General features: G+C 64.7%; 8 protein-coding genes. 4 read left to right on the top strand and 4 right to left on the bottom strand.

Translation table 11 applies throughout. The annotated features are described in order from the left end of the window. The first annotated feature begins 79 nt into the window (after positions 1 to 79). The 3 genes from AC1DHL_RS03800 (at position 80) to AC1DHL_RS03810 (ending at position 6,374) form a co-directional block, all read left to right on the top strand. On the top strand, positions 80 to 559 hold the full coding sequence (locus tag AC1DHL_RS03800) for an H-NS family nucleoid-associated regulatory protein (RefSeq protein WP_478100252.1): 480 nt from the start codon (positions 80 to 82) through the stop codon (positions 557 to 559). A gap of 192 nt (positions 560 to 751) precedes the next feature. Continuing rightward, the gene (locus tag AC1DHL_RS03805; protein ID WP_478160704.1) at positions 752 to 4,798 is read left to right on the top strand and encodes a GMC oxidoreductase; all 4,047 of its coding nucleotides are present in this window, start codon (positions 752 to 754) and stop codon (positions 4,796 to 4,798) included. Then, on the top strand, positions 4,710 to 6,374 hold the full coding sequence (locus AC1DHL_RS03810) for an alkaline phosphatase D family protein (RefSeq protein ID WP_478160706.1): 1,665 nt from the start codon (positions 4,710 to 4,712) through the stop codon (positions 6,372 to 6,374). The genes AC1DHL_RS03805 and AC1DHL_RS03810 overlap by 89 nt, the downstream gene beginning before the upstream one ends. Here the strand turns inward: AC1DHL_RS03810 and AC1DHL_RS03815 are convergent. The 4 genes from AC1DHL_RS03815 to AC1DHL_RS03830 all read right to left on the bottom strand — a co-directional run bounded on the left by AC1DHL_RS03815 (position 6,349) and on the right by AC1DHL_RS03830 (position 11,696). Continuing rightward, positions 6,349 to 8,142, bottom strand: a complete 1,794-nt coding sequence (locus AC1DHL_RS03815) for a sensor histidine kinase (protein WP_478160708.1) — start codon at positions 8,140 to 8,142, stop codon at positions 6,349 to 6,351. The two genes, AC1DHL_RS03810 and AC1DHL_RS03815, sit on opposite strands and share 26 nt — an antisense overlap. Then, positions 8,132 to 8,779 (bottom strand): response regulator, encoded by a 648-nt coding sequence (locus AC1DHL_RS03820; RefSeq protein ID WP_478100259.1) that lies wholly within the window; start codon positions 8,777 to 8,779, stop codon positions 8,132 to 8,134. The genes AC1DHL_RS03815 and AC1DHL_RS03820 overlap by 11 nt, the downstream gene beginning before the upstream one ends. Before the next feature lie 156 nt (positions 8,780 to 8,935). Further along, positions 8,936 to 11,047, bottom strand: coding sequence for a response regulator (locus AC1DHL_RS03825; protein ID WP_478160710.1), 2,112 nt, complete (start codon positions 11,045 to 11,047; stop codon positions 8,936 to 8,938). 31 nt (positions 11,048 to 11,078) lie between these two features. After that, the gene (locus AC1DHL_RS03830) at positions 11,079 to 11,696 is read right to left on the bottom strand and encodes a response regulator (protein ID WP_478100263.1); all 618 of its coding nucleotides are present in this window, start codon (positions 11,694 to 11,696) and stop codon (positions 11,079 to 11,081) included. Positions 11,697 to 12,400: 704 nt separating this feature from the next. Here AC1DHL_RS03830 and AC1DHL_RS03835 point away from each other — a divergent pair. Further along, a complete protein-coding gene (locus AC1DHL_RS03835; protein ID WP_478160712.1) occupies positions 12,401 to 13,045 on the top strand; it encodes a DUF1266 domain-containing protein in 645 nt (214 codons plus the stop codon). Position 13,046: the final 1 nt, after the last annotated feature.

The following is a 13,046-nucleotide window of genomic DNA, read 5'->3' on the forward strand; positions in this document are numbered from 1 at the left end:
TTCAGAGTGTCTATTTCTTCTTGAAACGCTTCAGTCAGGTTGGCGCTCTATCATTGACTCACATTTGGAGCAATTATTAATGACTCAGAGCTACAGCCAGATTCAGAAACAGATCCAGGTTTTGCAACTCAAGGCCGAAAGACTGCGTGACAAGGAAATCGAAGGCGTGGTGGCACGCATTCGTGTTGCCATCGAGCATTACGGACTGACTCCTGAACAACTGTTCGCGAGAATCCCCACCGAACGCAAGACTCGCGGATCAGCCATTGCAGGCGCGCGCGCAGTACGCTACGCCGACGGAAAGGGAAGCACTTGGGGCGGCATTGGCAAGCGACCGGACTGGCTGCGTGAGGCCCTCGCGGCAGGACGATCACTCGAAGAATTCGCGACCAACGCGGTCGCAAAACCGAATGGCCGCCGAGCCGCCGTGAAACGGAAGAAGTCCCGGGTTCTTTACCGGGACGATGCCGGCCACACCTGGTCAGGCATGGGACCTCGGCCGCGTTGGCTCAAGGAAGCCATCGAAGCCGGAAAGACATTGGAAGAGATGTCCGCCTGAAATCGCCCGAGGGCGTGCGCGTCTCCTGATTCGCGGGCATTGATTCCGTGCGTGGCGGACTCTGCCGGATGATCGATTGCCCGGTCTTTCGGCCGGCCCGCCTCCTCCTTCTTGCGGATGGACAGCGGCCACCTCGCCGTGCTGAACTCGCACACCGCCGCGATGGCGCGGAGGCACGCGAGGGACCCCGCAATGGACGACGAACAACAACGTGCCACGGCATGGCTGTCATGCGATCTCGCCGAATTGGCTGAGGAGATGCGGCTGTACGAGACGCCTCATTGCAAAGACCCCAAAGACTCCAAAGACAAGCCGCACTTCGATGTCGTGATCGTCGGCAGCGGCTATGGCGGCGCCATGGCCTTGAGCGAACTTGCAGGCCAGGGAATCGACGGTATGCCTTTGCGCATCGCAATGCTCGAGCGCGGCAAGGAGTACCTCGCGGGCGCCTTTCCGTCGCGCATGGGGGATCTGGCGGGCCATGTTCGGTTCAGCCGCGCAGGAACCGGCGCGGTGCATGGACAGACGCCGGGACTCTTCGACCTGCGGATCGGCGGGGACGTCAATGTGGTGCTGGCGAACGGGCTGGGAGGCGGCTCGCTGATCAACGCGGGGGTCATGGCCGCCCCGCTGCCGGAGGTCTTCCAGGACCCTCGCTGGCCCGATGGCATCAGGAACGATGCCGATCTCCTGCCTGCGATGACACAGGTCAGGCGGCAACTGGAGTCGACGTCGAGCCAGGCGTTCTCCGGTCGTTCCGACTTGATGACAGTGCTGGGACGAGGATCTGCGTATGCCGTCGACATCACGGTGGCACAGCAGGACGACACGAAGAGAGGCATCAAGCATTGCACCGGTTGCCGCGATTGCGCCACAGGCTGCAATGAACGAGCGAAGCTGTCGCTCGACGTGACCTTGATCGCGGACGCCTGCGCGAGGCATCCGGAGCCGCTGCGTATCGTGACCGGCGCGACGGTGACAACCTTCGCAAGGCTGGGTGAGTACGACTGGAAGGTCTCCGTGACGCACACGGATACCGAGCTGCGTCGCCACATCCGGGTGCCCTATGTGTTGCGCACGAGGTGCCTCATCCTCGCGGCAGGCGCGCTCGGCTCCACCGAACTTCTCATGCGTGCCCGCAAGGACAAGCTCGCGGTATCGGCCGTGCTGGGCGAGCGCTTTTCGACCAACGGCGACAACCTGAGCACCATCTACCGACAGGCAGCAGCCGTGCCCTCCGTGGTGGATCAGGACGGACCGACGATCACGCGGATGATCGACTTGCGCGAAGCGCACAAGAGGCTCAAGGCAAGCGATTCGCCCGTCGTGATCCAGGACCTGGCCATTCCGGTGGCGCTGCGTCGCCTGCTGGAAGAAAGTGCCACCACCGTGGCCACCATCCGGTCGCTGACGACGGCGGACACGCGACGCTATGTAGGTGGTGAGGACGAGCACGACAGCGCCGGCATCGACAAGGATGCGGTCGACAACAGCCTGGTGGTGGCGGTGATCGGGCACGACAGCGCGAGCGGGCGGCTCTCGCTGCCGCCCGACGCGCCCGAAGGCACCAAGGGCAACAAGGGCACCCCAAAAGCCACCCAGGGCACGCTCGGCGTGGTTTGGCCGGAGGTGCGCGACGACCCAAGCTTCGAGCACCATCAGGACATCCTCGAGCGCCTGGTGGCCCATCATCTTCCGGGTGCGGCCGTTTTACCGAATCCCGTGTGGCGTCCCCTGCCTGACGTGCTGGAACAGCTTTATGGCGTGGCTCGCGGGCCGGTCCTGACGGTCCACCCGCTCGGGGGCTGCGCGATGGGGGAGACCGTCGCGACCGGCGTGGTCGACGAATACGGCCGTGTCTTCGAGGGCGATGCCAAGGGCGGTGTACACGAGGGACTGGCCGTGCTGGACGGCTCGATCATGCCGACTTCGCTCGGCATCAATCCGTCGCTGACGATCGCGACCCTGGCACGTCGCGCGATCCGGCAACTGCGCGTCGAATGGGGTTTCGCCCCACTGGATGCCACCACGCACTCGCCGCGGCCACCCGCGGGCTGGACGCCGTCGAGGCCCGTGTTCACTGATCCTGCGGCACCAAGGCCGGTCCGGCCGACCTGCATCGAGATGACCGAGCAGATGAAGGGAAGCGTGACGGTCGAGTGCGACGGCAAGTCGACGCCGCTGGATGTGGAACTCACGCTCTGGTTCAAGCCGACCCCGATTCCCGATCTGATCGCTGCGCGCTCGAAACGGCAACTGGTCGTCGATACGACGCGCAGCCGCGTGCGCCTGTTCACGCCCTCGCCGGCCCGAGCGCCCGTCATCGCACTGGGCGCGCCCACCGACCCGGGGACGCCGGCGCAGGACCTGGTTCTTGAAGCACCTATCAGCGGCAACCTGACCTTGATGCGTCATTCGCCGTCCGGCCGCCTGTTTCGCACGATCTCGGGGCTGTGGTCATGGTTTCGCAATCGCGGACTGCGCGACATCACGCAGTCGGTGGTCGACAGGCTTCTCGGGAGGGCTCCCAAGCGCAAGACCAGCATCTGGACACTCGTCAAATCCGTGTTCGACCTCGCCTCGCGCGCGGCTGATACGAGGCTGCTCGAATACAAGCTGGAGCTTCTCGAGCCCGACCAGGTGGCGAAGTCCCTCGGCCTCCCGATGCACTGGGAAGGCCAACGCATCCATGCGGTCAAGCGCTTGACCTACGAGCGCGCCGCGAATCCGGCCAACCAGTGGATGTATGCGGACCTCCTCGAATTTCCACATCGCGACCCCGGGGACCCGTGCAAACCACTGGCCGTCGACCTGCCCTACTTCGGAACGGTCAACGTTCCGCTGGTGCGCGTCGTGTCGCAAGCCGACCAGGCGAGCGCATTGGTCGATGTCGCGTCGCTGCTGCTGTACGTGTCGCGGGTCATGCTGCCGCTGCATGCGTGGTCGCTCCGGCTTCCCGATCGTCCGGAGCCTCGTGTCGCGCAGCGCCTGCCGGGCGCCATCAAGGGCCTGCCGGCGCCCGAGATCGTGGAGCTCACCGTCGACGTGCTCAGGAATGGCGACCCCGTCCGCCTGCGCCTGACGCGCTACGGGCCGGGGGCCAGGCGCGACGCCAACCCTGTGATGCTCATCCATGGCTACAGCGCCAGCGGCACCACCTTCGCCCATCCACTGCTGCCGGGCGGCGGGCTCGCCGGCGCGCTGCACCGCGACGGACGCGACGTGTGGGTGCTGGATCTGCGCAGCAGTGCCGGCATGCCAACCGCGCGCGAACCGTGGTTCTTCGAGCAGATGGGTTGCCAGGACATTCCGCTCGCCGTCGATCACATCTGCCGCTGCACCGGCAAGGAGCGCGTCGACATCGTCGCGCACTGCATGGGCGCCGCGATGCTGGCGCTGGGACTGTTCGGGGATCGGGTGGAGCACGGCGTCGACCGTTTCCCGGCGCTGCGGAAGGCGCTGCCGGATCGCCTGGGATGGCTGGTGCTGTCGCAAGTGGGCCCCGCGCTGGTCATGTCGCCGGCCAACATGGCCCGCGCATATCTCATGCAATGGCTGCGCCAGTTCGTCGGCCTGGGCAGTTTCGAATTCACGCCCGACAAGCCGGGCGTGGCCGACGACATGGTCGACCGCCTGCTCGCGGCGGTCCCCTACCCGCCCGAGGACTTCGTGCGCGAGAACCCGATGTGGCCGCCTTGGGAACGCACGCCCTGGGTCGGCGCGAGGCACCGCATGGATGCGCTGTACGGCGTCACCTTCAAGCTCGACGGCATGTCCGACGCGGTGCTCGCGGCCATCGACGATTTCTTCGGGCCGATGAATCTGCAGACCGTCGCCCAGGTCATCGCATTCGCACGCTACGGCGTGGTGACCGATCGTCGCGGCAACGGCGCATGCATGGTGCCAAGCCGTATCGCCAAGGTCTGGCAGACGGAGGAACCCACGCACCGAACGCTGTGCCTGCACAGCACCGACAACGGGCTGCTCGACATCGCGACACGCCGGAGGATGGTCGATCTGCTCAACGATGCGCACTGCGGAGGGCAGTCGATGGAGTTCCAGGACATGGGCCATCAGGACAGCCTGATCGGCGGCCATGCGCCGATCGTCTATCGCGCCATCTGCAAATTCTTGTCGAAGGAATCGAGCCATGACCACGAACCCCGGGTTGACCCCTCGAGCGCTGCTGCACAAGGTGCTGCCGCCGAGGTCCTTCGCAGCGCCGCCCAGCCTCGATGACGAGAAGCTCACCTGCCGGGTGAGTTTCGACCAGCGCAATGGCGTCCCGGCGCGGGCCGTCCTCATGCGGGTCGAGCGGTACGACGATCAATGGAAGATTCTGCAGGATGGGCGGCCCATCGATCTGCCCGATGTCCGCCGAATCGACGCCGAAGAGGTCGTGACCGGTGTTTCCGCCGACGGCATCGTGACCGCCACGCCGACCTGGCCGCCGGGCGCCGATCGCGCGGTACTCCTGTTGATTCATCCGCAGACGGCCATCCGCGGCGATATGGACTACGACGAAATCGTCGATCACAAGGAGCCGGTCTCGCTCGAAGGCGGCGTCGTGACCCGCCACGGCGCTGCCGCGTATGAGGCGAATACACACGCCGCCTTTGCGGTCAGCAGTTGCCAATACCCCGCCGGCATGCTCGACGGCAGCGTCCGGGTGAGGAGCCGCGCGCTGGACGACCGCTACATCGGTCCCTCGGAACGATCGCTCTGGCGACTGGGCGAGCGCCTGGAGATCGACCCCTCGATCCGGTTCACCGTGCTGACGGGCGACCAGGTGTACGTGGACCGCACGGCGGGGCTTTTCGATCCCAGCAAGCTGCTCGAACGGCTCGCGTTCGCGTACGAGGCCTTCATGCTCAATGCCGGCTTGCAGCGCGTGCTGCGCGTGGCCGGCACCGACATCTTCCCGATGCTCGACGATCACGAAGTGTCCGACAACTGGGAGCCCCGGCCTCGTGGCTTCGGCCATGACGAAATCCAGGACGAGATCAAGCAGGCTCGGGACCAGTACGTGGAGCGGCAACGGAGCATGTGGCCGCTGTCGATCCGGAAGAGGTTGAACAGCGAACAGAACACGCAGAACAAGCGGAACAAGCCGTTGTGGGCAGCGACGGAGGTGCACGGCTACCCGTTTTTCTTCACCGACGTCCGCACACAGCGAACGGGCCGGACGATCGAAAACCTGAGAGACGGCACGGCCACCATCCTGGGACCGGACCAGCCGAAGGATCTGTTCAATTGGATCCAGCAGCAGGGCCCCCAGGACCACCCCAGCTTCGTCGTCTCGTCATCGATCCTTCTGCCGCGCTACCTGTCGATGCAGAGATGCGCCGTCACCAGCGAATGCATGGGGTTGGCCCTGCAGACGGATTCGTGGTCGGGATACCCGAATTCGCTGCACGATCTGCTGGCGTGGGTGTACGACGCGAATGCGCAGCGGATGGTCTTCCTGTCCGGCGACGAGCACCTGTCCATGCTCGCGACGATCACGATCGAATGCGTCGACTCGCCGGGCAAGGTGGTCACCATCCATTCCATCCACAGTTCGGCGCTGTATGCGCCCTACACCTTTGCCAATTCCTCGGCAGCGGACTTCGCGTCGCCCGATTGCTTCGCGTTCGACCACGGCACCGGTGCGGGCAAGCGGCGATTCGTGTGCCGCGTCACGACCTTCTTTCCCCACAGCGGCGACGGCTTCACGATCGTCCGGCCTTGCCGGACCGGGGCTTCCTCCTGGCGCCTCGATGTGGAGTTCGACGGCGCCGAGGGCAAGGTCAGGCGAACGATTCAGCTTTCATAGGTCCGCGACCCGCTTCGACGGCGCGACCCATGGCCTGGATCAGCTGCACGCCGTCCACAGGCTTGTAGAGCACCGTGATGCCGGCTTTTCGCGCATCGGCGATGCGCCTCGGTTCGGTCTCGCCCGTGATCATCAGCCCCGGCGCATCGCAACCGCGACGCTTCAACGCCTCCCATGCGTCGAGACCGGATGCGTTGTCGCGCAAGCGGAAGTCGATGAGCAGCACGTCGGGCGCGAAGCCCCCCTCATGAATCTGCTCGGCTTCCTTTTGGTCGCTCGCCGAGCGCACCTCCCAGCCGAGCGTGGACAGCAAAGTGGTCAACGATTCCCGGATCTCGGGCTCGTCGTCGATGAAGAGGACCCGCCTGCGCACACTGGCCGGGTCGAACGCCGCGGCGGCGCGATGGAGTTCCGCGCCCGCGCGCGCGGGCGATGGAATTCGGGGTAGCGAGATCTCGAACACCGCGCCCTGCCCCGGCGCGCTGTTCATCGTCACCTGGACCGCGAGAAGGTCGGCGATGCGCCGCACGATCGCCAGGCCGAGCCCCAGTCCGCGGCTGCGATTGCGTTCGGGGTTGCCGACCTGATAGAACTCCTCGAACACATGCGCCTGCGCCTCGATCGGAATGCCGGGTCCCGTGTCGGACACGCGGATACACACTTTCTCTTCGTTGGCGCCGTCCGCGAAAGCCTCGATCGACACGTGGCCTTCGCGGGTGAACTTGATCGCATTGCCCACGAGGTTCTGCACGATCCGGCGCAGCAGCGCCACGTCGGTGCGCACCCACAGGCCCTTGTGATGGCCGCCGAGGCACCGCAGATCCAGATCTGCCGCATGCGCGACCGGCGTGAAGGTTTCGCAGGTGTGGGCCAGCAGTTGCATCACGTCGACTTCCTGCGACTCCGCGCGCACCGCCCCGGCGTCGAGCTTGGAGACTTCGAGCAGGCTGTCGAGCAGCGAACTGCTTTCCGACAAGGCGCGGCGGATGCCCTGCCCTACCTTGTCCAGCATCTCGTCGCCGCTCAGGCGTGCGAGCTCCTGCACGGTCGCCGCGTTGTACGACAGGGCCGTGAGCGGTTGCCGCAGATCGTGGCTCGCGGCGGCGAAGAATCGGGTCTTGGCTTCGCTCGCCTTTTCCGCCCGGTCGCGTTCGCGGCGCAGCGATTCCGACAAGGTGACCAGGGTGACCAGGGTCCGTCCTTCGTCGCGCACATAGAACGTGAGCACCGTGAACAGAAGCACCAGCAGCGTCGCGATGGCCGTGCCTTCGATCGTTCCGCGTGTGAGCCACGCGATCGACAACGTGCCACCGAGGATCGCCGCCCAGCCCACGTAGCTGCGCAGATGTCCGGTCACAGGCGAGATTGCGCCCACGGCGCTGCCGACGAAGATCATCGTCAGCACGTAGTGCAACTCGCTCACCGGCCGGGCGAAGATCATCAGCACCACGCCGGCGCGCAGAACGGCCAGCACGACCATGGCGGCGGCCGAGCGCGAGAGCCATTGCGCCGGCGTGACGCGACCCGGCTCGCCGAGCCACAGCAAGTAGACGACCCGGATCACGTGTGCCGTCGCCATGATTCCGAACCAGATCCATGCATAGGCGCCGAGTCCGGCCTGCAGGGCGACCCATGTCACGAAGCCGTCCGCGAAGAGAAGCGGCACCAGCAGACGCCGGAGCTGCTGGATCGACAGCCGCGCCTGCTCGGCTTCGACGAGCGGTGTGAGTTCCGCGGCCGGCAGGCCGACGCTCGCGTCAGTGATCACCTGCGCCCCTGACGCGAGCCTCGTGCGCTGCTTCTCCCCGCTTGTGTACGCCCACGATCTGAAGGATGGCCCGCACATGCGTCTTCACCGTGGTGTCGGAAATGTCGAGATCGCGCGCGATCTGCTTGTCCGATGTGCCCCGCATCAGCGCGCGGAAGACCTCCGCCTGGCGGGGCGTCAATTCGGGATAGAGGGCCTCGACATCGATGGGATGCACGACGCCGCTGGGCGGTCCCTCGCCTGCACGGCCGGCGTGTCGTGGGGGGCGGCTGACCCCGCCGCGAAGGGCCACGCGAACCGCGTCGAGCAGCGCGGCAGGGTCGGCGCCTTTCGAGACATAGCCGGCAGCGCCGAGGGCGAGCGCCCGGTCCATGACGACGTCGCGGTCGTCGCCGGAGACAACGATGATGGGGGTATGGCTGTTCGTCTCGCGCAGGGCACGGATGGAGGTTTCGCCGTCCTGCGTGCCCAGCCACCAGTCGAGCAGGACCAGTTCGTACGGAAAGGTCTCGATCAGGCGCTTGGCGCTTTCGAGATCCCGCGCCTTGTCGAGCGAGGCGTCGGGCATGATCAATTGAAGCAGGAGCTCGAAGGAATCCCCGACGAGTTGGTGGTCTTCGATCCAGAGCGCGCGCATTCAGGTGTCTCCCGGGCTGCCTGCAATACCGAGCGAATATCCCGAAGGCCACGGCAGCCGGAACGCAACCTGGGACGCGAAGCTGGCGTCAGACTACCACTTTGCAAATCCTGGCGGGGTCCTTCTTTCGAAGGAGTGACGACGGCCTCGAGCCGACTATGGCGCGGGTACCGCGTAGCTCCGCAGTTGCGCCGAAATGGCCTCGTTGAGCTGCTGCAGGGCCGCACTCAACCTTTGGACTGCCGCGGCCATTTCTTCCCTGTCCCCCGACTTGGACGCCGCTTCGATTTCCTCGCATCCACGCACGACCTGGCCGGCCTTCACGATGCCTGCCGCACCCTTGATCCGGTGCGCGCAAGCGGCCGCATCGCGAAATGCGCCGGACCGGGCCAGCGCCTGCAATTCGATCAGGTCGCTGAGATTGGTCCGCAGCAATGCATCGAGGAAGCTGGCTTCCACCGCGTCATCGCCACCCGAACAGGCTTTCAGCGATCCCGCGTCGAAAGGCTCGTCCCGACGCGCCACGGACGACTCCGACGCCAGGTTCAAGAGATCGCCCTCGCCAGGCAGGTGGCGAACGAGCGCCTGAAGCAGTTCGTCGATGCCGACAGGCTTGATCAGACACTCATCCATGCCCACGGACAGGGCATGGCGCCGGTCTTCTTCTTGCGCGTGTGCCGTGCAGCCGAGCACGGGACCGGGTGGCAAGCGCCGCCGATGTTCCTGGGTACGGATGGCTGCGGTCAATTGGTAGCCGTCCATGACCGGCATCGAGCAATCGGTGATGACCAGATCGAACACATCGTCGCGCCACATCCGGAGCGCCGCCTCGCCGTTGTCCGCGGTCGCGCAGCGAAATCCGAGATGCTCCAGCTGGCGCTGGAGCAGCAGTCGATTCGCCGGGTGGTCGTCGACCACGAGGATGTTGTAGCGACCGCGCTTGTGCAGCCTCGGGAGCGCTTCGGGCTCGCCCAGGATCGCCGGCACGGGCGGGGCCAGCACGGGCAGTTCAAGGGCCACACGCACGCAGGTGCCACGCCCCGGCTCGCTGTCCACGGAAATCCGGCCGTTCATCTTCAGGCAGAGGCGCTGAACGATGGGCAGCCCGAGCCCCGTACCCCCGTTGGTGCGCGGCCCTGCCGATTCGGCCTGGAAGAACGCCCGGAACAGATAGGGAACGTCTTCCGCAGCGATCCCGATGCCGGTGTCCTCGACTTCGAGCGAGATCGCCTCGACATCGCCGGTCCTGCCCGCGTGGGCAAGGCGCACCCGGATGCCGCCGCTGTCCGTGTATTTGATCGCGTTGCTGACGAGGTTGTTGACGATCTGTCGGAAGCGCAAGGGGTCGGCCTCGTGCCACGTCGAAATGGCAGGATCGAACGCCACCTCGATCGACAGCCCGCGTTGGCGCGCGAGGCTGTCGAAGACGCGTGCGACGTCGCTGACGATGCGCCGAAGCTGCGTGGGCTGCGGCACGATCTCCAGCCCGCCTGCCTCGATCTTGGAGATGTCCAGGATGTCGTCGATCAGTTCGAGCACGGACTTGGCAGAGCCGTGAGCCAGCTCGATGGATTCCTTGTCTTGCGCGTCGAGATGTCCCTTGCGCAGCAGCAGTTCGAGCGTGCCCATCACGGCGTTCATCGGGCTGCGAATCTCATGACTCATGGTCGCGAGGAAATTCGACTTCGCCCGGTCCGCCGTCTCGGCCTTGGTGCGGGCGGACTCGACCAGTTCGAGCAGGTCGTAGCGCTGGGTCATGTCGACGACGCCGGCCACCACGGCGACGGGCGAGCCTCCGTCATCGAGAGAGATCGGCGCGGCCCAGTGAAAAACCTTCTGCGCCTTGCCGCCGAACGTCAGGTCGATGTCTCCGCTCACGGGCAAGCGTTCGTCGAAGACCTTGCGATACCGCCGCTCCATCGCCTCGGCGACCTCCGGGTTTTGTGTTCCAAGTGGAAGCTCGGTGAGCTTCTTGCCCAACAGCGTGTCCTCGGAAGCGCTGCAGCCGCGCCTGAATGCCTCGTTGCACAGCGTCAGTCTCAGGTCGCGGTCGCGAACGGCGATGGCGTGAGGCATGCCGTCGAGCATCGCCTGGCGGAAGGCAAGTTCTTCACGGAGCTTCTTCTTCACGGCGAGCGTTCTGCGCATCTGCTTGCGCAGCGAGCGGTTCCAGATGGCGAAGATGCCGAGACACACGAGCAGCACCGCGCCGGCCCCGGAGCCCCAGCGGTAGTAATGGCTCCAGTCGGTCACCGGGGGGTGCAGCAACAGCAGGCAGCTCGGATACCAGCGGGCTTCTTCATGTGATCAGTTGATGCCTGCGCGCGATATCGACCAGCTCGACGATGGTGGAGATGCCGAGCTTGTCGAAGATCCGTGCCTTGAAAGTGCTGACGGTCTTGTTGCTGACGAGAAGGAGGTCGCCGATTTCCCGGTTGTTCATTCCGCGTGCGAGATGCTGCATGACCGTCAGCTCGCGATCCGTCAGGTTCGACAGGGGCGACGCGCCGGTGTTCGTGAACGACACGATGGCGGAAGTCGGAAACACGCTGTAGCCCGCCACCACCGACTTGGCGGCTTCCGCCACCTTGCGCATGTCGTCGCCCTTGCTGAGGAAGCCGCCGGCACCGGCCTGCATCGTGCGCGTCGCGAAGATGGTTTCCTGCTGCGCCGACAACACCAGCAACTTGATATCGGGATGCTCGGCCCGGATGCGCCCGATGAGGTTGAGACCGCTCATTCCGGGAAGGTCCAGATCGAGGATCACGAGAGTCGGCAACTTCTCGCGAATGATCGCGAGAGCGGGCTGTCCGGAGGCGGCTTCGCCCACCACCTCGAATTCGCCGCTCGCCTCGAGCGTCGCCTTGACCGCGAGGCAGATTGCGGGATGGTCGTCGACCACCACAACTGAGTACATGTCGCTTACTTTGGGCTGCATTGAATTGAAACTCAGTGAATGATTCGGGCGCGAATTGTTGGCGGCAATTCGCGCAGAAATTGTGCGATTGGATAAACCGTTGCGCGATTACCGCTATTGCGCATCCAGCCGGTTCAATTTTCCATAAATTGAACCGCGACACATCTCCGAATGACGAGGGAAATTTCTTTGTCCCACGCAGAAACTTCTGATCCATCCCGTGCGAAGCTTCTAATTTTGACAATCATTGGGATGAATTGCGCAGTAGTTCACAGGCCAATGTTCCGCCAAGTCGTTGGGATCGTCCGAATCTGAAGCCCAAGCATTAGCGATCGTCATTGGAAAAGAAATTTCTGATGACCTCCAGAGAATTTGCTGATGGATTCCGAGAGTCGATCAAATCAGAATCGACGCCCTTTGAATCTATTTGCAAAAAACATGGGACGGACTGAATTGACGATTGATGGGAGGCGGGCTTTCGGGCACTTGAATTGGCGCAGTCCGGGCATCGGGAAGCGCAGGGCCCGGATCCAGCTGTCGGTACCGGAGCTCTCCTGATGGGGCTGATCGCCTTGGTGTCTCTGGTGCCAGTCGTTTTGTGCGCCCTGGTCTATTCATGGCCAGGTCTATCGTCCGCGCACCGTGGCCGGATGATCCGCTTCGAGCCAACGGAACCGATGTCTCGCGAGCAGCTGTTTCAGTCCATGCTCAGCGCCAACTTCGCGCTGCTGTTGCACGATGACTTCAATCAGCTCGGCAGCGCCCTGCCCGACGAACAGGCACGCGAGAGCCTCGCTATCCATTGGGGCGTGGATTCCATGCCCACGTACCGGGTCGAACTCGAGACCCAGTTGCGGCGCCTGGGCGATTCGCAGATCCGCAGGGCACTCCCGACTGCAAGACCACGGACGAACGTCGAGCATCCGGAATTCGTGACGCCGCGCGTTCCCGCTGGACACTTCGACCTGCTCACGCACGATCAGATCAGCGTGCTGGCTTGGGACATCCAGCAACTGGCTTACCTGGTGCGCCTCGGTTACAAGGTCGACTATCTGCCGCGCGACGATGCGCAAGCCATTCTTCAAGACGTTGCCGCGCTGGCGCGTTCACACTTTTCATCGTGGAGCGACTATTCGCTGTCGGCACTCGTGGGGATGCGCCTACGCGGTCCGATGGAGATCTTCGGTGTGTCCGAATGGAACCGCTTTTCGCAAACGCACGCGCTGTTGCTCACCGGTCGCGCAGGATCCCCGCTCGCTGAAGCGGCGGCGTGGCGTGACGTTTCGTCAATCGGCGACGTATCGGGCGGACCGTTCGGCGCCGTGCCCGCTCCGGGCCTCAATGTGTAGC

The organism is Variovorax sp. 10L426 (genome assembly GCF_056395305.1).